We start from the raw sequence: 23,241 nt of genomic DNA, 5'->3' as shown, positions 1-23,241 counted from the left end.
GATCGGTGACCTGCGCAGGGTCCCGACGACCCGCGCAGGTCACACAGGAAGCCCCGATGTACCGCGACCCCTCCCACGAGCGGGGCGGCAGCGCCGCGACCACCGCCCGTACGACCCTGATACGCGCCCTGGACGACCGCGCCGACACCGTGCCCCCCGGGCCCGCCGCGCTCACGCCCGAGGCCGCCTTCGACGCGCTGTACGTCTACGCCGTCCCCGGCCTGATACACCAGGCGTACCTGCTGACCGGCTGCCGCCGCCGTGCCTTCGAGTCCGCCGAATACGCCTTCCGCAAGGCCTGGGAACGCTGGCCCGAGGTCGCCCGCGACCCCGACCCGGTGGGCTGGGTGAGGGTGCAGACCCACGAGTACGCCCTGTCGCCCTGGCACCGCTTCCGGTGGCTCGTCACCCGTCCGGGCCCGCCGCCCGCCGATCCGCTCCTGCGCGCGCTGCTGGACCTTCCCCCGCGTCACCGCCGTACCGCCGTGCTGTGCGACGGACTCGGGCTCGGCGTGTCGGAGGCCGCCGCCGAGACGGAGGCCAGCAGCCATGCCGTACGCGGCAGACTGCGGCACGCGCGTGCCGTCCTCGGCGCCACCCCGGACGCGGCACGGCGGGCGCTGCGCACCCGCGTCGAGGAGGCGTCGGCCGCGACCCTCGCCCAGCCGTGGTCCGTTCGCGCCGGCAGCGAGCGACACGTACGGGTCCTCACCCGTACGGTGTTCGCGGTGACGGCGGCCCTGATCGCGCTCATCGCCCTGGTGATCCACGGTGGTTGAGGCAGTTTCTCTGTGGACGCCCCGTCACGGCCGGTCCTCCTGTGCAAGGATGATCGAAGCCTTAGCCTGAGGGAGACGCAGCGTGAGCGGTGCTGGTGAGGGAGTCGACTACGACGGCCTGCGGGTCGACCGAACGGGTCAGGCGGAGGCCTTCGACGCCATCGGCGACCGCTACGACGAGGCCTTCCCGCACAAGGAGGGGCAGGTCCAGGCCGCCGACTGGCTGCTGAAGAGCGTCTCGCCCGGCGCGCGCGTGCTGGACCTCGGCTGCGGCACCGGACTGCCGACCGCGCGACAGCTCGCCGACGGCGGGTGCGCGGTCGTGGGCGTCGACCTGTCCGACGGCATGGTGGAACTGGCCCGGCGCAATGTGCCCGAGGCGGAGTTCCACCGGGCGGACATCGCGGACCTGCGCCCCGACGGTCCCCTCGACCTGGGCCGTTTCGACGCGGTCGCGGCCTTCTTCTCGCTGCTGATGCTGCCGCGCGCCGAGATCCCCCTCGCCCTGAAGACGATCCACGGGCTGCTCGAACCGGGTGGTCTGCTCGTCCTGTCGATGGTCGAGGCCGACGTCGACGACTTCGCGATCCCCTTCCTCGGCAGCACCATCCGCGTCACGGGCTACCTCCGCGACACCCTCCGCGAGGTCGTCGAGGCGGCGGGCTTCTCCATCGACGGGGAGTCCTCCTACACCTACGCGCCGGAGAGCTCGGACGTCCCGCCGGAGGAGCAGATCTTCCTGCGCTGTACGAAACTCGACTAGGGCCTGTCCTCCGGATCAGGCGGGCTGTAGGAGACAGTGCGGTGCGGGCCGGTCGAGCGAGGTCTGGGGTCCTCCCAGGCCAGGCGCCAGAGGGCCGTCGAGCAGAGCGGGGTGCGGGAGCCAGACCCATGTCAGCAGAAGCGGCCGGAGGCGAGCAGGGCGCCGGCCTGAGCCCTGTGGGTGTCGTGATACGTGAGTGCCCCCGAGTGTCCGGGCCGGTGCGCCGAGCAAGTGGCGGACGGATCCGAGGGGCACTGCGCGCCGTGGTGACCCCGTGATCGGGGCACAGGGCGGCTCCGAGCGCGGCCGGGGCCGCCGGGTGCACGGCGCCAGGTTCGCACGCGGCGATGCCCGGGCCCTGCGTGCTGCCCGAGCCGTACGGGGTGGCGGTGCCCGGCGCGACACAGGAGCCCTACGGGAACTCCGCGCCCTGCGCGACGCCGGGACGGACCGGCTGCGGTACCTCGACAGCGCCACCCGGCGCATCGCGCGCGGCATGAACCTGGACGAGACCCTGGCCGAGCTGTGCCGGGCGGCGGTGCCGCTCTTCGCCGACCTGGCCGTCGTCCATCTGTACGATCCGCTGCCGGTCGGCGACGGAAGCTCCGCCGACCCCGTCCTGCTCAGGCTGCACAGCGTCCACCGGGAGCCGGTCCCGGCCCCCCAGGCCTCCCTGCAAGCGGTGAAGGGAGCCCCGGCGAAACTGCTGCGCTCCGGACGGCCCCTGTTCGCCACTACCGAGGAGGCCGCAGCCGCTGCGGCGGAGCTGCTCGCGTCGGCCGGACTCCCCGGGGAGGTGCCGCCCGGACGGCGCGTGATCATCGCCCCGCTGCGCGGCCGCCACCACGTCCTGGGCTGCATCACCCTCGTGCGCGACCGCGGCCGCCGCGCCTTCACCGGAGACGACCTGCTGGTCGCCTCCCAGCTCGCCACGCACGCCGCGCTCGGTGTCGACAAGGCGCTCGCCCACGGCCACGAGTCGTCCGTGGCCGACACCCTGCAACGCACCATGCTGCCGCCTTCCCTGCCTGCCCTCGCCGGTGTCCGGCTGGCCAGCCGGTATCTGCCCGCCTCCCGCACCGCCGAAGTGGGCGGCGACTGGTACGACGCGATCCCGCTGCCCGGCAACCGGGTCGCCCTCGTCATCGGCGACGTGATGGGCCACTCCCTCACCTCGGCCGCGATCATGGGCCAGCTCCGCACCGTCGTCCACACCCTGGCCGGCCTGGACCTCCCGCCCCACGAGGTCCTGCACCACCTCGACGAACAGGCCGGCCGGCTCGGCAGCCAGCACCTCGCCACCTGCCTGTACGCCGTGTACGACCCGGTCTCCCGGCGCCTGCTGATGGCCAACGCCGGCCACCCGCCCCCCTTCCTGCTGCGCCCCGACGGCTCGGCGGAGGCCCTCACCCTGCCCTCCGGCGTGCCGATCGGCGTCGGCGGCGGGGTCTTCGAGACCACCGAGATGCCCGCGCCCACCGGCGCCACCCTGCTGCTCTACACCGACGGCCTGGTCGAGTCCCGCGGCTCCGACATCCAGACCGGCATGACGCGGCTGCGCCACCGGCTGCGGGCCCTCGGCTCGGCGGGGCCGCCCGCCCTGGAGCCGCTGTGCGAGGTGGCGCTCGGCACCCTGGACGAGGTCGAGCGCGAGGACGACGTCGCCCTGCTCGCCGCCCGCTTCGAGGGCCTCCTGCCGGAGACCGCCGCCAACTGGTACCTGACCCCGCATCCGCGCACCGCGGGCCAGGCCCGCCGACTGGTCCGCCGCACCCTGCGCCGCTGGGGCCTGGCCGACCTCACCGACACCACCGAACTCCTCGTCAGCGAGGTGGTCGCGAACGCCGTACGCGTCACCACCCGGCCCCTCACCCTGCGCATGCTGCGCACCGACGTCCTGCGCGTCGAGGTCCGCGACGACTCCGTCCAACTCCCGCGCCTCGGCCACGCCCAGCTCGACGACGAAGGCGGCCGCGGACTGTTCCTCGTCGACCAGCTGGCCCAGAGCTGGGGAGCCACCCGGGTGAGCGGCGGCAAGATCGTCTGGTTCGAGCAGCGGCTGCCCTGAGTCTGAGTCTGAGTCGGGGCGTACGGCGGGTATTGCGTCTGTGGCGGTTGTCGCGGCTACGGCGTCTTCGGTGATGGCTTCGGTGTGGACGGGCGGGCGTTGGGGGCGCGGGCTTGAGCGCGGGCGTGGGTGATGAGGCGGTGTGGGCGGTGAGGTGGACGGACCGTGAGGCGTGCCATGGGTCTCGCTGGGGCGGTTGTTCCAGGTAGCCCGGTGGCCCGGTGGCCCGGTGGCCCGGTGGCCCGGCAGCCCCGTAGCCCGGCGCCCCGGGGGGCCCGGCAGCCCGGCGGCTCCGTGAGTCCTGGTAGCCCTGGCGGCCCCGGCCGCCCGCGCTGTCCCGGCGGCCCTGGCCGTCCCGGGGTCCCGGCCATCCTGGCTGCCCTGTGTCCAACGGCGACCCGTCCGCGGTCCGGGACGGCGACCCATCCGCGGGATGGCGACCCGTCCGGGGTCCGGGACGGCGCCTCGCCCAGCGCCCGGGCCACCGCAGCCCGCCGAGCCGTAGGCACACCTCGTACGGCTCGTCTCCCAGCGCCTGCCGGGCCCGTCTCGCACAGCTCGGGCGGCTGGTTGTACGCGTCCCTGCTGTCCCGGCAGTCCTAACTGCCCTTACGCTCCCGGCCATCCCGGCCGCCCCGGCGGCCTCACCCGTGCTCGAGCCGTTGTCACCGCCGCTGCCCCGGTTGCCGGCGCTCAGGGCGTTGTCAGTGGGGCCTGTCATGATTTTCGGCAGGAGCAACAGCACGGGAGCAGCGCATGGTTGAGCAGGTGGTGCGGCCGGTCGTCGAGGCGATCCTCGCCGAGGCGCCGCGGGGTTGGACGGACGCGGTCATGTACGCCCGGGCGGGTCGCGGCGGCACCTCGGTGACCGGCGGCTACAGTCCGCGCAGCGGCCCCTGGGGTCCGAGTGTGCCCAATCCGTACCAGGAACTGATGGCCCTGGCCGAGACGTTGCGGAAGGACCGCGGCTGGGAGCCGGTCAGCCTGGAGATACGGTGCGAGCCGTCCGGGGCGTACCGCCTCACCGCCTTCCGGGACGCGGTCGCCCGGGTGAGCGGCGGGATGAGCGGCTGGGAGGCCGTCCTGGACTCCGACTACCGGTTGCCGCAGCCCGGTCTGCGTCAGGAGGCCGGCACGGCCCCGCCCGCGGGCGACCCGGAGCTGGCCGTGTCCCGCTTCCACACATACGTCTCGCGGCGGGCCGCGCTCCTCGGGCGCCGGCTCGAACTGCCCCCGCCCGCCACCGCCGCCGAACTCGACGAGGCCGAGCGGCGCCTGGGCCGCAGTCTGCCCGCCGACCTGCGCGCCCTGTACCTGATCGCGGACGGCGACGGCATCGGCTACGACCACCACTACCTGTTCAACAACTGCGCCTGGCTGTCGCTGAAGAGCCTGGTCGCCGAGCACACCGAGTGGCAGGCGGGGGAGCGGCCCTGGTACGGCTGGGACCTGGAGTGGGAGGCCGTCGTCTTCGACACCACGCCCGCCGAGACCGTACGCCGCTGCGGCGGGCACCCCGGCTGGCTGCGGTTCGCCACCAGCGAGGACGGCAACTATCTCGCCGTCGACACGGCCCCGGCCCGTCTGGGACACCCGGGCCAGATCATCCGCACCGGCCGCGACTACGACGACGGCCCCGCCTACATCGCCGACTCGGTGACCTCCCTCCTCGGCCACCAACTGGACCTGATGGAAAGGGGCGCCTACGAGATACACGGCGACCACCTGTCCGTCCACCCCGGCGACAGCGACCCCGGCACCCGGCAGATCATCGGCGCCGTCCCGGACGAGGTCCCGCCCACGCTCCAGGCCCTCCACATCAACGACGCCCCCGCCCCGGTGGACCTCGCCCCGCTCGCCGCGGCCCCGCACCTGCGCCGACTGCACCTCAACCGTTCCACCACCACCGACCTGACACCGGTGCGGGACCTGCCGGTCGAGTCCCTGCGCGTCACCCTCGCCCACGGCGACCTCACCGCGCTGGCAGACCACCCGCACCTCGCCGCCCTCGACCTGACCACCGGCGCCCCGGCGGATCTGAGACCCCTGCGGACGGTTCCGCACCTGCGCGGCCTCGACGTCTCGGAGGCCGACGTGCTGGACCCGACCGTCGTGGCCGACCTGCCGGAGCTGCGGTACCTCGCCCTGACCGGCCGCCAGTGGACCGCTGTCCTCGACCAGGGCAAGGCGCCTGTCACGCTCGCCGCCGCGCACCTCACCGACACGGAGGCGACGTTCGACGACGCCCTCGCCTGGGCGGCCCGGCTCGGCATGGACACCGAGGACGCACTGCGGGTGACAGGCACGGTAGAGGGGGTGGGCGGCTGAGGGGGCTCAACTCCCGTGTCACCGGGGACCGATAGGTTGACCGGTCATGGACTCGGCAACCCTGCTTCAGCACCTGCGTGACGAGCTGGCCGCCTTCCGCGCCTGCCTCGACGGCGACCTGTCCCTGGGCATCGAGCACTGCGGCTCCTGGACGCTGCGGGATCTGGCGGAACACCTCGGCACCTCCAACCTGTGGGCCGCGGCCGCGGTGACCGAGCGACGCGGTGACCACGAGCCCCCGTCGGCTCCTCGGGCGCCCGAGGAACTGCTGCCGTGGTTCGACGAGACGGCACGGACCCTGCTCAAGGCCCTGGACACGGACCCGGCGACGCCCGCCTGGACGTTCCACCCGCCCCACACGGTGGGCTTCTGGCAGCGGCGCCGCTGCCTGGAGGCGCTCGTGCACCGCTGGGACGCCGAGCGGGCGCTGGGCACCCCCCGCCCGCTCGACCCCCACCTCGCCGGGGAGGGCGTGGCCGAGGTCTTCGACACCATGGCACCGCGCCAGGTCGCCCGGGGCCGAGCGCGCCCGCCCGCGCAGGCCCTTCGCCTCCTGGCCACCGACACCGGAGCCGGCTGGACCTACGGCCCGGGCGACCCCGTGGCGACACTCGCCGCGCCCGCGGAACACCTGCTGCTCCTGCTGTGGGGCCGCGGACCGCACACCGGTGAGGCCGTCACCTGGACCGGCGACCAGGAGGTCGGACTGGCCCTACTGCGGGGCCCCTTGACGCCCTGACCCGGCGCCGCAGCGGGGGTTGCCCCGAGGGTCCGTCTTGCCGCTACGGCTGGGTGCCCCGCGGCCCGTAGTGCGCCAGGAACATGTCGACAGCGCCGGTGACCAGACGCTCCGTCAGGCCGTCGTCGATCCGGGTGCCGTACGAGCTGAAGACCATGTGGGGGAAGACCAGCAGCCCGTAGAACTGCAGGACGGCGACCTCGAGGTCGGGGATGTCCAGGCGGCCCTGTTCGGCGAGGCCGCGCAGGGCGTTCGCCACGGCCGGGTGGTGGCTCTCCGTGCCGTGGTGGCGCCAGGCCTCGCCCAGCTCGGGGAAGCGGTGGAGCTCGGCGGCGACGAGGTTGCGCAGGGCGGTGACCTCGTCATTGGTGCGGACGGCGTGCACCCAGGCGCGGGCCGCGTCGACAAGGGCCGTGCGCAGGTCCTCGGCCTCGGCCAGACCCTCCAGCGCGGCCGCGGACTCGCCGGCGAGCGGTTCGTCGAGCGCGTGGGTGATGACGGCCGTGAACAGGGCTTCCTTGCTGCCGAAGTGGTTGTAGACGGTCACCTTGGACACGCCGGCTCGGGCGGCGATGGTGTCCATGCCCACGCCGAAGCCCTCCCGCAGGAACAGCTCGCGCGCGGCCCGCACGATGGCCTGCCGCTTGAGCTCCGCCCGGGGTCCGCTCGGCCGCTGCTTGCCGCTGTCCACGCTCATGGGAACCGACCCTAGCAGCCCCTGAACTGCACGGTTTAGTTCAAGCGGACCCACGGGGCCACGTCCGGCAGGGGTGTTCGGATATCGGTACCCCACGTCCGCCCATGAAGATCATCAAGGGCAGAATGGCCCGTATGCCGATGACGAACACGCCGAAACCGGCCACGCTCGACGACGCCCCGCTGATCAGCGGCGCCCTCGCCCGCGCCTTCGACGACGACCCGATGATGCGCTGGTTCTTCCCCGACGACGCCTCGCGCGAGGCGTCGCTGGTCCGCTACTTCACCACCCTCTTCACGGGGCAGTACGTCCACCACGGCGTGTGCGAACGCACCGACGCGGCCGCCGCGTTCTGGGTCGCCGCGGGTGCGCAGGCCGTGCCCGAGGCGGACACCATCCGGCAGCTCCAGGACATACTCGGCGACCGCGCCCCGCTGTTCCGGGACGCGGTCGAGACGGCCGCCCGGCACACCCCGCGCGAACCCCACTGGTCCCTCGCCGTGATCGGCGCCGACCCCGCCGCACGCGGCCAGGGCCACGGCGCCGCCCTCCTCCGCTCCGGCCTCGCCCAGGCCGACGCCGCCGGCCTCCCCGTCTACCTGGAGTCCTCCAAGTCCTCCAACAACCCCTTCTACGAACACTTCGGCTTCACCGTCCGCGAGGAACTGCCCCTCCCGGGCGACGGCCCGACCCTCTGGGGCATGTGGCGCGAACCGCGTGCCTGACGAGGGCTAGCTCTCGGCCCCACCGCCGCCACCCCGGCGTACGGCGTCCAGCACCAGCCCCAGCAGCCGTTCCGGCAGCCCCGGTTCGTCGTCGCGGGTCGTGGTGAGGGCGATTCCGGCGACGAGTCGGACCAGGTCGCCGACGTCGAGGTCGGACCGTGCCGTGCCCTCGTGCTGGGCGCGGGACAGGATGGCGGCGGCGCTGTCCAGGACGAGGCGGTGGCAGTCGATGCCGAGGTCGGCCGTCTCGTCGAGCAGCGCCGCGACGCCCGTGCCCTGATGGAGCCGGGCGTGGGCGAGCAGAGCGGTGAGCCAGGCGGCGAGGGCGTCGTCGGGGGAATGGGAGGCGGGCAGTTCCTCTGCCAACGCCTGCAGGGCGAGGACGCGGTCCCGTACGAGGGCGACCACCAGGGCCTGGCGGTTGGGGAAGTGCCGGTAGAGGGTGCCGGGGCCGACGCCGGCCCGGCGAGCGATCGCGTTGAGGGAGGCCTCGGGGCCGCTCTCGGCGAACACCTCGCGGGCCACGGTGAGGATGCGCTCGCGGTTGACCCGCGCGTCCGCGCGCGAGGCGGGCGGCTGTGCGGCCGGGCCGGGTGTCGTCATGATGCCGCCTTTCACGCTGGCGATCCGGAGAGCTTCTCCGTATGGTAGCCCGCACAGCCAAGCGGAGAGGGTCTCCGCTTGGCGGAGGAGGAGCGCACATGCACGACGACGCACACGCCGCCCTCGGGCCGGCAGGCATCTGGACGTTCGCCTTCGACGCGCACCCGGCCGGCCTGGTCCGCGAAGCCGCCGCGGAAATCGAGGAGTTGGGCTACGGGGCGATCTGGTTCGGGGAGGCGTTCGGCCGGGAGAGCTTCGGCCAGGCGTGGCTGTTGCTGTCGGCGACCCGCAGGCTGACGGTCGCCTCCGGCATCGCCAACATCGCCTTCCGCGACCCGATCGCGGCGGCGACGGCCACCCGCACCCTGGGCGACGCGTTCCCGGGCCGCTATCTGCTCGGGCTCGGCGGACACCGGGTCGACGACACCGTCCACCACCTCGACGGCTACCCGATGCCGGCGCGCGGGCGGGCGGTGCACACCATGCGCGCCTACCTCGACTCGATGGACGCCGTCCCCGAGCACGGCCCACGCCCCGACCCGGCACCGCGGCGCGTGCTCGCGGCCCTGGGCCCCAAGATGCTCGGCCTGGCCGCGGAACGCACCTGGGGCGCGCACTCGTACTTCGTGCCGGTCGAGCACACCGCGCACGCCCGCCGCATCATGGGCCCCGAGGCGTTCCTCGGCGTGGAACTCGCCGTCGTGCTCGACACCGACGCGGCGCGGGCCCGTGAACTGGCCACCGCCCACGTGGCGATGTACATCGAGAGCGCACCCCACCAGCTCGCCAATGTGCGCAGACTGGGCTTCGGCGACGACGACGTCCTCGGCGGGCCGAGCGAGCGGCTGGTCGACGCCATCGTCGCCCACGGTGACATCGACGAGATCCGGCGCCGGGTGGAGGAACACCTGCAGGCGGGCGCCGACCACGTCGCCGTCCAGGTCCTCACGGCGTCCCCCACCGACCTTCCCCTGCGGCAGTGGCGTGAACTGGCCCCGGCCCTCACGACGTTGGGCACCCGCCGCCACGAGCGAAAGGCCGAGGCCCTGCCAAGCCACCGAGCATGAAGCCGTCGCCGATGACGACCACGCCTACGACGCGACAGCCCCGGCCGTCTCGGCCGCACGCCCCGGCGGGGCCCGAGGACGGCACCGCCGTGCTGCTGTGTCCGGGCGCGGCTACCGGCAGGTGACGCGGCCTCGGCGCGGGCATCGTCCGGGGCGCGGGTGTCCGGCACATCGCTGTCGACCGGCCGGAACTGAGCGGCTCGGACCCCGACCCGGACACCGAGCAATTGGGCGGCCGGCACCCGGGACTTCGCCGTCGCCGGTGGACTGCGGGAACTCGCGGCGGTCGGGTTCTCCCAGGGTGCCCCGTTCGCCCCGACCCTGGCCGCCGACGGCGTCACCGCAGACTTCGCCGCCTTCGGTAGCCCCGACAACCTCCGGAACCCGAGCGTGGACACGGCCGACCACCCGGATCACCGTGGCCGCCACGCGGACTCCTGAGCCCTACACCCCGCTCAGGAACGGACCCTGGGCGATCTTCCGCTCCTGCAGGGCCGTCAGCCGGAACGCGAAGTACACCGCCGCACCCGCCGCGACGACCTCCAGTGCGTCGCACACCAGGTACATCCGTAGGGCGTCACGCAACGCGAACAGATTCTCGGCGCGGTCGAAGCGGTACGCGCAGTACCGGCTCAGCACGACGTTGCCGGCGAACAGCCCCCACCACAGGTTCACCGGCCACATTGGCACACGGGTCGGCTTCCCGTCGGTCGGCAGCGGGGAGGCCGCCGCCCACATGTCCACGGCGATGCGATACGGCATCCACAGACACGCGACCGGGATGAACCAGGCCCCGATCGCCCAGCCCGGACCCCTGCGGAACCCGTCCGGCGTCAGCCGACCGATGCTGCGCCGCATGACGGAGAACCACGCGAGGAACACCACGGCGCACAACAGGTACGTACCGCCCTGCACCCGGCCTGCGTTCTCGTACTGCGCCGCCGCGGCCAGCAATTCGTCCTCCGGCGCTGCGACGAAGCCGAATTCCCCCTCGATCAGGGAGAACAGTCGCAGGCCCCGGTACACGGAGTAGGCGCCGCCGGCGGCCGCCGCCGCGAGGAGGGCCGACACCAGGTAGAGAAACCACCGCAACGGCCGCGACTCCCGTGGCAGCACGGCATCGGGAAGAGGTCTCTCGGACACGGACATGACAGCGGCCCCCCACGGGCGAGAAACGAAAAGGGAAACGCCCGCGGAAGATCGCGTGCCCGGGCACGATACGTGTGACCTGCTCTTACGTCCACGTCGGGATCGGTGCGCCAGGGATGTCACAGCCCGGCGGGCTGTCTCGTCGTAAGGAGTGAAGACACTTTCGATCAAGGAGCAGACGATGAACCTCGCCCTGTGGATCGCCGCCGGACTGCTGGCCGCGGTGGCCCTGTTCAGCGGCATGGTCAAGACGTTCGTGCCGAAGGAGAAGCTGGCGGCGGCCCACGGCGGCGGGTGGACCGACGGGAAGAGCGAGGGCTTCATCAAGGGGCTCGGCATACTTGAGGTCCTGGCCGCCGTGGGCCTGATCCTGCCCGCCGTGCTCGACATCGCGCCCGTCATGGTGCCGGTGACCGCCGTGTGCTGGGTCCTGCTGATGGTGGGCGCGATGGCCACCCACGGCCGCCGCGGCGAGAACGCGCTCGTCGCCGTGAACTTCGTCTACCTCGCCATCGCGGTGTTCGTCGCCTGGGGCCGCTTCGGCCCCGAGACCTTCACCGGCTGACGTGCCCGTCCCACACTTGGCACGGTTGACATCGACCGCCCGCCGGCGCGACCTCGCCACGGCATCCTCGGGCGCAGACAGGCAAGGACGAAAGGGGATGCCGTGCGGTGGCTGACCGAGGAGTTCGGGGAGTCCCACGAGGGGTACGCCGGGGCGGTCCTCGCCGACGGCAGCGAGCCCGGGCCCATGTACCTGGACCTGGGCAGCGGCGGCGAGATCCACGAGACCCGCGAGTGGTGGGCGTACGACGGGTTCATGAGCCGCCCCACAGCAGCCACGTACCGCGCGGCCTGCGCCTGCGGCTGGCGCGGCCCCGGCCACCCGGTCCCCTCGGCGGAGCCCGCCGGCCGGCCGGGCGATCCGGACGTCTCCGCCGCCCACGCCGACTGGTGCGAGCACCTGCGCGACGTGCAACGGCGGACGGTGCCCCTCCCCGCGGACGTCACCGAGCTGCTCGACCGGCTGGAGACCCGGCTCTGCTCGCTCGCCGACGAGGCGCCCCTGGCGGCACTGCGGGCGGTCGCCCGGCTGGAGCGCCTGACCCGCGACGCCGGCCGGGACGCCGCGTACGTCATCGACGACGAGGCCCTGTCGCCGGAGACGGTAGGCGAGGCCCTGGGCATCGACGCGGCCAAAGCCCACTCCCGCGTCCTGCGTCACCTCCGGGTCGGCTGACGGGGCATCAAGAGCTGGGCGCGTAGCCGCTGATGACGTAGTGCGACTCGTCGTCCAGCGCGTTCGTGTCCCAGTCGAGGACGATCCGCTCCGGGTGCCCGTCGGGGGCGTAGGTGGCCTCGGCCTGGTCCGCGTCCTCCTTGCGGGCCTGTTCCAGCTCCCCGAGCAGGGCGCCGATGGTGGGCACCTGGTCGGGGAGGTCCTTCACGACGCGCCGGCCGCTCTCGTCGAGGCCGCGGGCCCGCGTCACCTTGTGGTCCCGCACGGTGATCCGGAAGGTCCCGATCAGGGCCTGTTCCCCCTCGGTCGACTCCAGTGTGTACACGTACGAGGCCGGCTCCTTCCACGTCGTACGGCTCTGCGCCGCGACTGCCTCGGAGCCCTTGGTGGAGGCGGCCTCCGTCTCGGTGCCGCAGGCGGCCGTCGTGCCCAGCATCCCGGCGATCAGCGCGACGGCGGCCACGGCACGGGCCCGCCCGCAGGTGCGGCGTACGGCGGTCACGGTGGTGGTCATGGAGGTGCTCATGGTGATGGTCCCTTCGATCACGACTGCACCTGTGACGCCGACCGCCCCCGGAACGTTCGATCCGTCCGCCCCCGGAACTTCGACCCGTCAGCGGCTCGTGAGCACCACCAACTGCTGCGTCGCCCGGGTCATCGCCACATACCGGTCGACCGCCCCCTCCACGCCCGTGCCGAACTCCTCCGGGTCGACGAGCACGACCAGGTCGAACTCCAGGCCCTTCGACAACTGCGGGGTGAGCGACCGGACTCGGGCAGTCTCCTGGAACGTGGGATCGCCGATGACACAGGCGACGCCGTCGGCGTGCTCGGCGAGCCAGGCGTCGAGGATCTCGTCCCGCCGCGTCACGGAGCCGTGCACGACGGGAACGCCGCTGCTGCGGATGGACGTCGGCACGTTGGCGTCCGGGAGCACGGCCCGGATGACCGGCTCGGCCTCGGTCATCACCTCTTCCGGCGTGCGGTAGTTGATGCTCAGCGACGCCACCTCGACACGGTCGAGCCCGATCCGTTCCAGGCGTTCCCGCCACGACTCGGCGAACCCGTGCCGCGCCTGGGCGCGGTCGCCGACGATCGTGAAGCTCCGGGACGGGCAGCGCTGCAGCAGCATCTGCCATTCGGCGTCGGTGAGTTCCTGCGCCTCGTCCACGACGATGTGCGCGAAGGGACCGGCGAGCCGGTCCGCCTCGGCGGCGGGCAGGGCGCTGCCGTCGACGAGCGCGTCCTGCAGGTCACGCCCGCTGAGCATCGTCACCGCGCTCTCGCCGTCGTCCTGTGCGGCCAGCACGTTGTCGATGACACGGCCCATCCGCTCGCGCTCGGCGGCGACGGCGGCGTCGTGCCGCCGCTTGCGCCGCGCCGCCGCCGGGTCCCCGAGCCGCTGCCGCGCCGCGTCCAGAAGCGGCAGGTCGGACTCGGTCCAGGCCTGCGGGGCCGCCTTGCGCTGGAGCGTACGTACCTCCTCGGGGGTGAGCCAGGGAGCGCACAGCCTCAGATACGCCGGTACCGACCACAGGTCCGCGACCAGGTCGGCCGCGTCGATCAGCGGCCACGCCCGCTCCAGGGCGCCGACCAGCTCCTTGTCGTGCAGCAGCGCCCTGCGGAACAGCTCCTCCGGGACCTCGCCGACGGCCTTGTCCAGCAGGATCGTGACCAGCTCCTCCCAGACCACGTCCCGCCCCTCGTTGTGCGGCGTGCCGGGCCCGGGCGCGCGGAAGGCGTCCGCCCAGTCGTCGGCGCTCAGCCACACCTCGGCCCACGGCGTCGTGACCCGCAGGCCCTCGGTGGGCGGCTCCTCGTAGAACCGCACGCCCGGTTCGATCGCCCGCACCATCCGCGCGGACGCCTTCAGCCGGGCCACCTCCGGGTCGGACTCGGGCGGCGCGCCCTCTCCCTCCGCGACGAGGTCGCGCACGGTGCAGGTGCGCACGCCCTCCTCGCCGAGGCTGGGCAGCACGTCGGAGACGTAGTCCAGGTACGGCTGGTGCGGGCCGACGAACAGCACACCGCCGCGGCGATGCCTCAGGCGCGGGTCGGCGTACAGCAGGTAGGCGGTGCGGTGCAGGGCGACGACGGTCTTGCCGGTGCCCGGGCCGCCGTCCACGACGAGCGCGCCGCGCGATCCGGCGCGGACGATGGCGTCCTGGTCGGCCTGGATGGTGGCGAGCACGTCCCGCATCCGGGCCGACCGGCTGCTGCCGAGGCCCGCGATGAACGCCGACTGGTCGTCGAGCGCGGCATGCCCCTCCAGGCCGTCGGCGGTGAACACCTCGTCCCAGTAGTCGCTGATCCGGCCGTCGCTCCAGCGGTATCTGCGGCGGCTGGCCAGCCCCATCGGGTGGGCGTGGGTCGCCGCGAAGAACGGCTCGGCCGCGGGGGAGCGCCAGTCGACGAGCAGCCGACGCCCCGAGCTGTCGGTGAGGCCGAGCCGGCCGATGTACAGGGGCTCGGCGTCGTCCGCGCCGACGACGCGCCCGAGGCACAGGTCGAGACCGAAGCGGCGCAGGGCGCGCAGCCGGCCCGTCAGCCGGTGCACCTCCGCGTCCCGGTCCATCGCCGCCCGGCCGATCCCGCCGGGTGCCTTCAGTGCGGCGTCGAGGCTGTCGGACACCTCGGCGATGGCCAGCTCGAGGCTCTCCGCGACGGCGGCGAAGTGCTTCTCGTCCTCGGCGATCAGCGCCGGGTCGGCCTTGGCGGACAGTCGGTCGGACAGGTCGAACGGGCTGGTGGGCAGGGAACGGGCAGGCACTTCAGCGATCACCTATTTCAGCAGGTTGTGGCCATGAGCCAGTGATTGTGCGGGATACCCGGGGCCTTGCCGCAAGCCCCCCTGTGCGCTATAAGTTGAGAGTGGCAAGGAACGGGTTCACCGTCCTTGCCTTTCTTGTGCCCGGAGTACGGCGTGACCGGGGGCCTTCCGTCGTCCAGGAGTGACGGGCGTCAGCGTACGGCGGCCGTCACCAGGCGGCGCACTTCCTGGGCGCTCACCGTGCCGCCGTTGACGAGGCGGTCGAAGACGAGGCCGTCCACGCAGGTCAGCAGGGTGACGGTGCGTTCCGCGGCGTCGGGCACGCCCTGTGCGGCGAGGAAGTCCTGGACCGCCTGCCGTGCCGTGTTCTCGCGGGGCACGAGGATCTCGCGCAGTTCGGGCTGGTGGACGCTCTCGAGGGCGCACGCGTAGCGGGCGAGCGAGCGCCGTCGGCCGTCCCCGGTGAGCCGTCGCTCGACGAAGGCGACGAGACCGGCCACCAGTTCCTCGGCGTCGCGCGGCACCGGCGTCCGGCCGCCGATCTCCTCCAGCTCCGCCTGGTCGAGGGCGACCAGCCGCCGCACCAGCGCGGTCAGGAGGGCCGTGCGGGTGCGCAGATAGGCGGAGGTGGTGCCGGACGGCAGGCCCGCGGCCCGGTCCACGGCACGGTGGGTGAGTCCGCGCATGCCGGACTCGGTGAGCACGGTGATGGCGGCGTCGGCGAGGAGGGTGCGTCGATCGGTGGGCACCCCCTATTTCTACACCTGTAGAGCCCAGGAGTACGCTTCCTCCGGCATCGGTGCTTCTACATCTGTAGAAGCCGTGAGTGCGGTCGTGACGAGGGAGGGCCGGGTATGGGCAGCAGCGCGGTAGTGGTCGGCGGGGGCATCGGCGGGCTGGCCGCGGCGATCGGCCTGCGGCGGATCGGCTGGGACGTCACGGTCGTCGAACGCGCCTTGGTCCTGGAGGACGCGGGCGCCGGAATCTCCCTGCACGCCAACGGACTTCGCGCCCTGGACGTCCTCGGCGCCGGCGAGCCGGTCCGTGCGGCGGCCCGCCCGCAGTACACCGGCGGCACCCGCACCCCGGACGGCCGCTGGCTGGCCCGCATGGACGGAGCCGCACTGGAACGCGCCCTGGGCACGCCGATCGTCGGCATCCCCCGAGCCGTCCTGCACCGCCTGCTGCGCGAGGCCCTGCCGCCCGAGTGCCTCACCGTGGGCCGGGAGGTGCGCTCGGTGGAGGACTCCGGGGACGGCCGCCTCCGCATCCACTGCGAACAGTCCACCGTGGAGGCGGACTTGGTGGTGGCCGCCGACGGCGTACGCAGCAGGCTGCGCACCCACCTCTTCCCCGAGCACCCCGGCCCCCGCTACAGCGGCTCCACGGTCCTGCGCGCGATCACCGAAGACCCGGTGGACCTGCGCACCGACTTCGAACTCACCTGGGGAAGAGGCGCGGAGTTCGGCCACATCGCCTTCACCGACGGCAGGGCAGAGTGGCACGCGGTCGTCAACTCACCTGCGGGCGTGCGCCACTCGGACCCCCTGACCGAGCTCCGCCGCCGCTTCGGCCACTGGCACGCCCCGATCCCCGCCCTCCTGGACGCGACCCGCCCCGAGGCCGTCCTCCACCACGACATCCACGAACTGACCGACCCCCTGCCCACCTTCACCGTCGGCCGCATCGCCCTCCTCGGCGACGCCGCCCACGCCATGACCCCCAACCTCGGCCAGGGCGCCTGCCAGGCCCTGGAGGACGCGGCGTCCCTGACCGCCGCCGTGGCCACCGAGCCCACCCTCGCCGCGGCCCTGACCCGCTACGACGCCGAACGCCGCCCCCGCGCCCAGGCCATCACCCGCGCCGCCCGCCAGGCCGGCCGTCTCGGCCAGCAACTCACCCACCCCCTCGCCGTCGCCGCCCGCAACACCGCCCTCCGCCTCGCCCCCTCCGGCGCCGCCCTGCGAGCCATCCTCCGCCACGCCGACTGGACCCCACCGAGCCTGGTCTGACATCGATGGCGCCGGTGTGCCACGCGAGTCCGGGTCCGGCCCTCGTACGATCCCCGCATGACGATCACGTACGAGTGGCGGGGCGGGGCCGCACTCGTCGCCGAGGCCGTCGACGCGGCCCGCGCCGCCGGGTGTGCGTGGCTGCATGTCGACTTCGAGCCGCATCTGCGCTCGTTCTACTTCGACGCCTGCGGCTTCAGGGAGACGGCGGCCGGGCTGATCGCCCTGTGACCCGGTGCTGCCGGGCGGTCAGGCGTCGGTCCGCTTCTCCAGACGGCTGCCGCGGGGCACGGTGACGGACATGATGTCGCTGGGGGCGTCCAGGGCGAGGCGGTGCCAGCGGCCGCGAGGGACGATGGCCGCCGTCCCCGCGGGCAGCGCGATCTCTTCGGCCTCCTGACCGGGGTGCTCCGGGCGCAGATGGAGGCGGATACCGCCGCTGAGGCACGACACGATCTCGTCCGCGTCGGTGTGGACCTCCCAGTGATCGGCGTGGACGTCGGCGTCGGACTCCACATGGAAGGTCATCAGCTGCCAGCCCTCCCGCTCGGACTCGAACACCGGCTGCTCGGCGCGCACTTGGCCGCCCTCGTCGAGGTGGATGAAGGAGGCGAAGAGGTCGATCGGAGTGACAGTCATGCCAGGGCTTCCCTTCTGCGATGGTGGAACGGCCTGTTCATGACGGCCATCCTTCCGACCAGCCACCCCGACTTCAGCCGACGGACGTCGGGCATCCCGCCCCGACCACGCACCGTTCGGCGCACCCCCTCTCCCCACCGCCCTGGTCGCTGAAGCCGATTCCCCGCAGGGAATTGCCGGTCCCCGCGGCGCACCGCAGGATCGGGTGCCTAGTGACCCGCCCGGCAAGGAGATCCACGTGATCGAGATCGACCCGCAGGACCTGGCCCACCGCTACACCGCCCAGTGGAACACCTCGGACGCCGGCGAACGGCGTGCGGCCATCGAGCGGCTCTGGGCCGAGGACGGCACCCACACCCTGCACCCGCCCGCGGAGATCCGCGAGGTCGCCGCGGGCCTCGGCTTCAGCCACACGACCCTGGAGGCGCAGGGGCACGACGCCATCGAACGGCGGGTCGCGCGCAGCTACGAGGAGTTCGTGGCGAAGCAGGGCCTCACCTTCCGGCCGCGCGCCGACGCCGTCCGCCTCCACGGCGTGGTGAAGTTCGGCTGGGAGGCGGTGTCGGCCGAGACCGGCGAAGTGCTCGGAGGCGGCGTGGAGTTCGTCGTCCTGGACGACGACGGCCGGATCAAGTCCGACTACATGTACCCCGGCCCCTGACCGGCCGCCGCGGGAATCGCCCCGGCCACGGCGGCGGCCGCCGCGAGCGCCTCCGCCGTCGCCGGATCGGCCGGCAGGAACGCCTCCAGCCTCAGCTCGGCCAGCGTCACATCCACCGCCGTGGCGAAGGTCGTCACCGTCGTCATCAGCCGCAGCTCGCCGTACGACGACCGCAGCCGCAGCGGGACGGCGAAGCCGAGCTGCCCGGCCGACGGGTCCAACGGCGGTACGTACGCGGCGAGTTCGTCGCGCAGCTCCGGCAGATGACCGAGGGCCGCCAGGATGTGGCGCGCCCACTCCGCCAGGTTGAGGATGCGCGGCGCCACGCCCTGCGGATGCAGGGCCAGACGGTAGACATTGGTGCCCGGGCCGACCAGCTCGGGGGCCGCCCCCTCGGTGATGACGTCCATCGCGGAGTTCGCGGCGACCAGATCCCCGCCCCGGTCCACGACCAGCGCCGGATACGGCAGATGCCCGCGGAGAATGCTGTCGATCGCCGCACGCACCGGTGCCAGCTCCGCCGAGTCCAGCGCGCTCTCGGCATAGGCGGGCGCGTAACCGGCCGACAGCAGCAGCTCGTTGCGCTCCCGCAGCGACAGCTCCAGCGACTCCGCCAGGCGTACGACCATGTTCCGGCCCGGCACCGACCGGCCCGACTCGATGAAACTCAGGTGGCGTTGTGTGGTGCCCGCCCGCGAGGCCAGGTCGAGCTGGCTGAGATGACGGCGGGCACGGCATGCGCGGAGCGCTCTCGGAAAGTCCACGAGCCCTGTTGTATCGGCGTCGCGGCATACGGGCCATTCCCCGCAGGGAATTGAGGCGTGCCCGCGGCGGGCGCGACGATCACCGGCATGGACATCGGTGTACTGCTTCCGACCGCGACCGCACAATGGGGCCCGGCCGACGATCCGCGCGAGCTGATCGCCCTCGGCCGCGAGGCCGAACGCTCGGGTTTCTCCTCGCTCTTCGTGGGCGACTCCCTGATCAGCCCGCGCATCGAGGCCCTCACGATGCTGGCGGCGCTGGCCCCGGTCACCAACACGGTGACCCTGGGGACGGCCGCCCTGCTGCCGTTCCTGCGCCGGCCGGTCCAGGCCGCGCAGTCACTGGCATCGATCGACCTGCTCAGCGGCGGCCGGCTCACCGTGACCGTCGGCGCCGGTTTCCCCGGCCGCTTCGGACGCCCCCTCTACGCCCTGTCCGAGCTGCCCTGGGAGAGGCGCTTCGCCCGCCTGGACGAGACGGTCGCGCTGTGGCGGGCCCTGTGGGACGGCGCCGACTCCTTCCACGGCGACCTCCTCCACTTCGACGACCTCCCGCCCACGACCAGGCCCGCCCGGGGCCACCCGCCCATCTGGCTGGGCGGCGCGACGCCCGCGGCACTGGCCCGTACGGGGCGGACGTACGACGGATGGCTGCCCTACCCGCCCGACCCCGCCGACTACGCGTCCGGCCTGCATGCCGTCCGCGGCGCCGCAGCCGACGCGGGCCGCGCTCTCGAGGACGTGACCCCCGCCCTCTTCGTCTCCGTCCGCGTCGACGACGACGCCGAGAGCGGCCGCCGCGCCCTGGACGACTACGCCCGGGCCGTCTACGGCATGCCGCTCGATCGACTGGAGGAGATCCAGGCCGTCGTCACCGGCTCCGCCGACCAGGTCCTGCAAGGCATGCAGCGTTACGCCGACGCCGGCGCGCGGCACGTCGTGATCCGGCTCGCCGCCCTGGATCTCCCCTCGCAGCGGGACCAGTTGGAACGGCTGGCCGCGCTCCTCCCGGCCCTGCGGGCGACTCCGGCTCAGAAGTCGTCGGCGCCGTTGCGCAGTTCGGGCGTCCAGTAGCCGGTGAGCGCCTTCGCCGGGTCGACGGCGACCCCGCTGCTGCCGGGCGCGGTGACGGCGATGACGGTCGAGTCGCCCTCCAGCATGACGGAGAACGCCGACACGGGCTCGTTCTCCTCGTCGGTGCCGCCGTCCGACAGCTTCACCAGGGCGTACGCCGGGGCACCCGCGGCCAGCACCGTCGGCGTGGCCGGCTTGCTCTCGGCGACCGCCGGGACGTCCTGCTTGTGGCTCTCCAGGAACTGGATGTGCGGGAAGCCCGCCAGGCGGCAGGAGTGGCCGGAGGTGTTCTTCGCCGTGAGGACGAGGTGGGTGTAGGGCGGCCCGTCCTGGGTGGCGGCGGTGACGGCGACGTCGCCCGCGGTGCAGGCCGGGGTGTCGGCGGAGGCCTGCTGACCGTCCGCGCCGGAGGAACCCGTGGAGCCGCTGGTGCCGGAGTCGGAGCCGGAGTCGGCCGAGCCCGTGGAGCCGCTCGTGCCGGAGTCGGAGTCGGCCGACCCGGTCGAACCGGTCGACCCCGTCGAGGCCGAAGCGGCCCCCGTCGGTGACGACGTCGTGTCCGAGTCGCCCTGGCACCCGGTGAGGGACAGAGCGAGGGCCGCCACACCCGCGGCGGCGAAGAAGGCGGAACGGTGACGAAGAGTGTTCATGTGTGCTTCCCCGTGAAGATGGTCGATGGTCCGCATGGCGGCGGACGCGCAGGTGAGGGGCTGGTCGTGGTGCCGTCCCTCACCTGCCCTCAGTCGACCATCCCGGCGGCCGGCGGCCCAGGCGGTTCTCCCGGCAGAAGTACCGTCCGCCATACTTCTGCCGGGGGCTCGCAGTCGTACGGGCCGGGTGAACGGGGACGACGACTGTGTGCAGCGGCACGCCCGCCACGGAGGACTTCGGGCAGCAGCTCCGCGCACTGCGCACACGTGCCGGGCTCAGCCAGGAGGCGCTCGCGCACGCCTGCGGGGTGAGCGTGCGGGCGCTGGCGGACATGGAACGCGGACGGACCCGCGGCCCGCAGCGCCGCACCGTGGAGGCTCTCGCCGAGGGGCTGGGACTGGACGAGGAGACCGCCGGGCGGCTGGAGAAGGCCGCCGCGCTGGGCCGGCCCCGCCCCCGGGCCGCCACCGGGCCGGGCGCCCACTCCGCCCTGGCCCTGCCGCGTGACATCCAGGACTTCACCGCCCGCGGCCCGGCCCTGGCCCAGCTGCGGGAGCTGGCCGCGGACGCCGACCCGGCGCGCCCGGCCGTGAGCGTGGTCTCCGGGCAGCCAGGCCTGGGCAAGACCGCGTTCGCCGTGCACGCCGCGCACCGCCTCGCCCCGCACTTCCCCGACGGGCAGTTCGCCCTCGACCTGCACGGCATGGACCCCGAACCGACGACCCCGCGCGACGCCCTGGCCCGGCTGTTGCGGGCGATGGGCGTCGCCGACGCGGCCGTCCCGCCCGGTACCGACGACCGGGCCGGCCTGTGGCGGTCCGTGGTGCGCGACCGGCGGGTGCTCCTGCTGCTGGACAACGCCGCCGACGAGGCGCAGGTACGCCCCCTGCTGCCCGGCACCGGCCCGTCTCTGACTCTGGTCACCAGCAGGCACACCCTGGCGGGGCTCGAGTCGGTCCACCGCACCGACCTGGCGCTGCTGCGGCGCGAGGAAGCGGTCGAACTCCTCACCCGTATCGTCGGCGCGGAGCGCGTCGCCGCCGAGGCGCAGGCCGCCCGGGACCTCGCCGACCTGTGCGGACATCTGCCGCTGGCCGTGCGGATCGCGGGCCAGCGGCTGCACGGCAGGCCCCATGAACGCCTCGGCAAGCTCGTCGCCCGGCTCACCGCCGAGGGCCGGCGCCTGGACGGCCTCCAGGCCGGCAGCCTGGGCGTGCGCGCCGCGTTCGCACTGTCGTACCGCCAACTCCCCCCGGACACCCGCACCTTCCTGCGGCGCGCCGCCCTTGCCGCCGGACCGGACTTCAGCCCCGAGACCGTCGCGCTGCTCGCCGACCTCCCCTACGACGACGCGGCAGCCTGCGCGGAGGAGCTGACGGACGCCGGGCTGCTGCAGAGCGACCCCGCCGCCGACCGCTACCGCTTCCACGACCTGCTCAAGCTCTACGCCGCCGAGCAGTCGGCGGCCGAGGACGGGCCCGAGGTGCGGGAAGCCGCGCTGGACCGGGCCGCCGACTGGATGCTGCGCCGTGCCACCGCCGCCGGGCTCCGCTTCGACGTCGAGCATCACCGGAACGGACCGCACGGCGACCCCGATCCCGCGAGCGCGCCCGCCGGCCGTGAGGAGGCGCGGGCCTGGCTGGAGGCGGAACGCGCCCAGTGGCTGGCCGCGCTGCGCCGCGCCCACGACACCGGACGGCACCGGCAGGTCCTGGACATGGCGGAGGCCATGCACTGGTTCTCCGACCTCAACCAGCACTGGGAGCTGTGGGTGGAGGTGTTCCGGCGCTCCGCCGACGCGGCCCGCGCCCTGGGCAGCAGGCAGGAGGAGGCCGTCCATCTCAACTACCTCGCCTGGGCGTACAACCTCTGTGTCCACGACCCCCGGGCCGCCCTGGCGACCGCCGACACCGCGCTGGTCGCGGCCCGCGAGAGCGACGACCAGCTCCAGGTGGGCTGGGCGCTGGGCTACGGCGCGGCGGCACTGCACCGGCTGGGCCGGGCGGAGGAGGCCCACGACCGGCTCCACCGGGCGGCCCGCCTCCTCGCCGCCCAGGACTCCCCGCAGGCCCGGCTGCCCGAGCTGACGATGCTCAACTCCCTCGGCACCTATCTGCGCCAGGCCGACCGGCCGGAGGAGGCCCTGGCCATCCACCGCCGCAGTGCCGAGATCTGCGGCGCCGGCATCCCGGGGCAGCCCGAGGAACTGATCGCGATGTACCACGCGGTCGCGCAGCAGCAGATCGGCAACGACCTGGCCGCACTGGGCCGCTGGGCCGAGGCCGAGGCACCCCTGCGCCGTGCCCTGGCCCACTTCGAGGACGCCCAGATGCCGGCCTGGAGCGAACCGGCCCGGCTCGACCTGGGCCAGGTGCTGCGCGCCCTGGGCCACCCCGAGGCCCGGGACACCCTCCTCGCCGCCCGCGACGCCCTCACCGAGCTGAAGAGCCCCCGCCGGAGCGAGGCCGCCGCCGCACTCGACGAGCTGCCGAGGTGAGCGCCACCGCCCTGG

22 protein-coding genes and 1 pseudogene are annotated in these 23,241 nt (G+C 73.7%); 14 read left to right on the top strand and 9 right to left on the bottom strand.

Translation table 11 applies throughout. The features are described from left to right. Positions 1 to 56: 56 nt before the first annotated feature. The 5 genes from RKD23_RS03265 to RKD23_RS03245 all read left to right on the top strand — a co-directional run bounded on the left by RKD23_RS03265 (position 57) and on the right by RKD23_RS03245 (position 6,677). Positions 57 to 779: an RNA polymerase subunit sigma-70 gene (locus RKD23_RS03265; protein WP_424852197.1), complete on the top strand. Its 723-nt coding sequence runs from the start codon at positions 57 to 59 to the stop codon at positions 777 to 779. 82 nt (positions 780 to 861) lie between these two features. Beyond that, on the top strand, positions 862 to 1,542 hold the full coding sequence (locus RKD23_RS03260; protein ID WP_424852196.1) for a class I SAM-dependent DNA methyltransferase: 681 nt from the start codon (positions 862 to 864) through the stop codon (positions 1,540 to 1,542). Between the two features lie 496 nt (positions 1,543 to 2,038). After that, positions 2,039 to 3,610, top strand: coding sequence for a SpoIIE family protein phosphatase (locus RKD23_RS03255; RefSeq protein ID WP_424858152.1), 1,572 nt, complete (start codon positions 2,039 to 2,041; stop codon positions 3,608 to 3,610). 756 nt (positions 3,611 to 4,366) lie between these two features. Continuing rightward, positions 4,367 to 5,938, top strand: a complete 1,572-nt coding sequence (locus RKD23_RS03250) for an SMI1/KNR4 family protein (RefSeq protein WP_424852195.1) — start codon at positions 4,367 to 4,369, stop codon at positions 5,936 to 5,938. A 46-nt stretch (positions 5,939 to 5,984) separates the two neighbouring features. Continuing rightward, positions 5,985 to 6,677 carry a maleylpyruvate isomerase family mycothiol-dependent enzyme gene (locus RKD23_RS03245; protein ID WP_424852194.1) on the top strand — a complete coding sequence of 231 codons (693 nt, stop codon included), beginning with the start codon at positions 5,985 to 5,987 and terminating at the stop codon, positions 6,675 to 6,677. A 43-nt stretch (positions 6,678 to 6,720) separates the two neighbouring features. Here the strand turns inward: RKD23_RS03245 and RKD23_RS03240 are convergent, their stop codons facing one another. Next, positions 6,721 to 7,374 (bottom strand): TetR/AcrR family transcriptional regulator, encoded by a 654-nt coding sequence (locus RKD23_RS03240; protein WP_424852193.1) that lies wholly within the window; start codon positions 7,372 to 7,374, stop codon positions 6,721 to 6,723. Between the two features lie 134 nt (positions 7,375 to 7,508). On the opposite strand from RKD23_RS03240, the gene RKD23_RS03235 reads away from it, so the two are divergent. Then, positions 7,509 to 8,099, top strand: a complete 591-nt coding sequence (locus RKD23_RS03235; RefSeq protein WP_424858151.1) for a GNAT family N-acetyltransferase — start codon at positions 7,509 to 7,511, stop codon at positions 8,097 to 8,099. A 6-nt stretch (positions 8,100 to 8,105) separates the two neighbouring features. Here RKD23_RS03235 and RKD23_RS03230 read toward each other — a convergent pair whose 3' ends face one another. Then, entirely contained in the window at positions 8,106 to 8,702 is a 597-nt protein-coding gene (locus tag RKD23_RS03230) for a TetR/AcrR family transcriptional regulator (RefSeq protein WP_424852192.1), read from the bottom strand. 98 nt (positions 8,703 to 8,800) lie between these two features. Between RKD23_RS03230 and RKD23_RS03225 the strand changes: the two genes are divergently transcribed. Continuing rightward, a complete protein-coding gene (locus RKD23_RS03225; RefSeq protein WP_424852191.1) occupies positions 8,801 to 9,769 on the top strand; it encodes a TIGR03620 family F420-dependent LLM class oxidoreductase in 969 nt (322 codons plus the stop codon). Positions 9,770 to 10,213: 444 nt separating this feature from the next. Here the strand turns inward: RKD23_RS03225 and RKD23_RS03220 are convergent, their stop codons facing one another. Then, positions 10,214 to 10,861, bottom strand: a complete 648-nt coding sequence (locus RKD23_RS03220; protein WP_424852190.1) for a DUF4328 domain-containing protein — start codon at positions 10,859 to 10,861, stop codon at positions 10,214 to 10,216. A 238-nt stretch (positions 10,862 to 11,099) separates the two neighbouring features. Between RKD23_RS03220 and RKD23_RS03215 the strand changes: the two genes are divergently transcribed. Continuing rightward, the gene (locus RKD23_RS03215; protein ID WP_424852189.1) at positions 11,100 to 11,483 is read left to right on the top strand and encodes a DoxX family protein; all 384 of its coding nucleotides are present in this window, start codon (positions 11,100 to 11,102) and stop codon (positions 11,481 to 11,483) included. Between the two features lie 102 nt (positions 11,484 to 11,585). After that, positions 11,586 to 12,158 carry a hypothetical protein gene (locus RKD23_RS03210; RefSeq protein ID WP_424852188.1) on the top strand — a complete coding sequence of 191 codons (573 nt, stop codon included), beginning with the start codon at positions 11,586 to 11,588 and terminating at the stop codon, positions 12,156 to 12,158. Positions 12,159 to 12,165: 7 nt separating this feature from the next. Here the strand turns inward: RKD23_RS03210 and RKD23_RS03205 are convergent, their stop codons facing one another. The 3 genes from RKD23_RS03205 to RKD23_RS03195 form a co-directional block, all read right to left on the bottom strand. Then, positions 12,166 to 12,705, bottom strand: coding sequence for a DUF6174 domain-containing protein (locus RKD23_RS03205; RefSeq protein ID WP_424852187.1), 540 nt, complete (start codon positions 12,703 to 12,705; stop codon positions 12,166 to 12,168). A gap of 66 nt (positions 12,706 to 12,771) precedes the next feature. Further along, positions 12,772 to 14,928, bottom strand: coding sequence for an RNA polymerase recycling motor ATPase HelR (gene helR, locus RKD23_RS03200; protein ID WP_424852186.1), 2,157 nt, complete (start codon positions 14,926 to 14,928; stop codon positions 12,772 to 12,774). 191 nt (positions 14,929 to 15,119) lie between these two features. Continuing rightward, entirely contained in the window at positions 15,120 to 15,677 is a 558-nt protein-coding gene (locus tag RKD23_RS03195) for a TetR/AcrR family transcriptional regulator (RefSeq protein ID WP_424852185.1), read from the bottom strand. A 105-nt stretch (positions 15,678 to 15,782) separates the two neighbouring features. Here RKD23_RS03195 and RKD23_RS03190 point away from each other — a divergent pair, with 105 nt between their 5' ends. Further along, a complete protein-coding gene (locus RKD23_RS03190) occupies positions 15,783 to 16,940 on the top strand; it encodes an FAD-dependent monooxygenase (RefSeq protein WP_424852184.1) in 1,158 nt (385 codons plus the stop codon). A gap of 84 nt (positions 16,941 to 17,024) precedes the next feature. Next, a pseudogene (locus RKD23_RS03185) lies at positions 17,025 to 17,171 on the top strand (GNAT family N-acetyltransferase); the annotation flags it as partial. A gap of 18 nt (positions 17,172 to 17,189) precedes the next feature. Here the strand turns inward: RKD23_RS03185 and RKD23_RS03180 are convergent. Beyond that, on the bottom strand, positions 17,190 to 17,579 hold the full coding sequence (locus tag RKD23_RS03180) for a cupin (protein ID WP_424852183.1): 390 nt from the start codon (positions 17,577 to 17,579) through the stop codon (positions 17,190 to 17,192). A 238-nt stretch (positions 17,580 to 17,817) separates the two neighbouring features. Between RKD23_RS03180 and RKD23_RS03175 the strand changes: the two genes are divergently transcribed. Beyond that, entirely contained in the window at positions 17,818 to 18,240 is a 423-nt protein-coding gene (locus RKD23_RS03175; RefSeq protein ID WP_424852182.1) for a hypothetical protein, read from the top strand. Here RKD23_RS03175 and RKD23_RS03170 read toward each other — a convergent pair. Beyond that, complete coding sequence (locus RKD23_RS03170) at positions 18,219 to 19,004, bottom strand: helix-turn-helix domain-containing protein (RefSeq protein WP_424852181.1); 786 nt, start codon at positions 19,002 to 19,004, stop codon at positions 18,219 to 18,221. The two genes, RKD23_RS03175 and RKD23_RS03170, sit on opposite strands and share 22 nt — an antisense overlap. An 87-nt stretch (positions 19,005 to 19,091) precedes the next feature. Here RKD23_RS03170 and RKD23_RS03165 point away from each other — a divergent pair, with 87 nt between their 5' ends. Then, entirely contained in the window at positions 19,092 to 20,078 is a 987-nt protein-coding gene (locus RKD23_RS03165; RefSeq protein WP_424858150.1) for an LLM class flavin-dependent oxidoreductase, read from the top strand. Here RKD23_RS03165 and RKD23_RS03160 read toward each other — a convergent pair. Further along, a complete protein-coding gene (locus RKD23_RS03160) occupies positions 20,036 to 20,728 on the bottom strand; it encodes a DUF4232 domain-containing protein (protein ID WP_424852180.1) in 693 nt (230 codons plus the stop codon). The genes RKD23_RS03165 and RKD23_RS03160 overlap by 43 nt on opposite strands. Before the next feature lie 206 nt (positions 20,729 to 20,934). On the opposite strand from RKD23_RS03160, the gene RKD23_RS03155 reads away from it, so the two are divergent. Next, on the top strand, positions 20,935 to 23,226 hold the full coding sequence (locus RKD23_RS03155; protein WP_424852179.1) for an ATP-binding protein: 2,292 nt from the start codon (positions 20,935 to 20,937) through the stop codon (positions 23,224 to 23,226). Positions 23,227 to 23,241: the final 15 nt, after the last annotated feature.

Origin of the sequence: Streptomyces sp. SAI-170 (assembly GCF_049739565.1) — a bacterium.
Lineage (GTDB): Bacteria > Actinomycetota > Actinomycetes > Streptomycetales > Streptomycetaceae > Streptomyces.
This window is presented reverse-complemented; position numbering and strand designations above follow the sequence as displayed.

What these genes read in the sequence shown, in the direction of transcription:
- RKD23_RS03265 (WP_424852197.1), top strand. Translation starts at nt 57, where the DNA reads ATGTACCGCGACCCCTCCCACGAGCGGGGCGGCAGCGCCGCGACCACC.
- RKD23_RS03255 (WP_424858152.1), top strand. Translation starts at nt 2,039, where the DNA reads ATGAACCTGGACGAGACCCTGGCCGAGCTGTGCCGGGCGGCGGTGCCG.
- RKD23_RS03250 (WP_424852195.1), top strand. Translation starts at nt 4,367, where the DNA reads ATGGTTGAGCAGGTGGTGCGGCCGGTCGTCGAGGCGATCCTCGCCGAG.
- RKD23_RS03245 (WP_424852194.1), top strand. Translation starts at nt 5,985, where the DNA reads ATGGACTCGGCAACCCTGCTTCAGCACCTGCGTGACGAGCTGGCCGCC.
- RKD23_RS03240 (WP_424852193.1), bottom strand. Translation starts at nt 7,374, where the DNA reads ATGAGCGTGGACAGCGGCAAGCAGCGGCCGAGCGGACCCCGGGCGGAG.
- RKD23_RS03235 (WP_424858151.1), top strand. Translation starts at nt 7,509, where the DNA reads ATGCCGATGACGAACACGCCGAAACCGGCCACGCTCGACGACGCCCCG.
- RKD23_RS03230 (WP_424852192.1), bottom strand. Translation starts at nt 8,702, where the DNA reads ATGACGACACCCGGCCCGGCCGCACAGCCGCCCGCCTCGCGCGCGGAC.
- RKD23_RS03225 (WP_424852191.1), top strand. Translation starts at nt 8,801, where the DNA reads ATGCACGACGACGCACACGCCGCCCTCGGGCCGGCAGGCATCTGGACG.
- RKD23_RS03215 (WP_424852189.1), top strand. Translation starts at nt 11,100, where the DNA reads ATGAACCTCGCCCTGTGGATCGCCGCCGGACTGCTGGCCGCGGTGGCC.
- RKD23_RS03190 (WP_424852184.1), top strand. Translation starts at nt 15,783, where the DNA reads ATGGGCAGCAGCGCGGTAGTGGTCGGCGGGGGCATCGGCGGGCTGGCC.
- RKD23_RS03180 (WP_424852183.1), bottom strand. Translation starts at nt 17,579, where the DNA reads ATGACTGTCACTCCGATCGACCTCTTCGCCTCCTTCATCCACCTCGAC.
- RKD23_RS03165 (WP_424858150.1), top strand. Translation starts at nt 19,092, where the DNA reads ATGGACATCGGTGTACTGCTTCCGACCGCGACCGCACAATGGGGCCCG.
- RKD23_RS03160 (WP_424852180.1), bottom strand. Translation starts at nt 20,728, where the DNA reads ATGAACACTCTTCGTCACCGTTCCGCCTTCTTCGCCGCCGCGGGTGTG.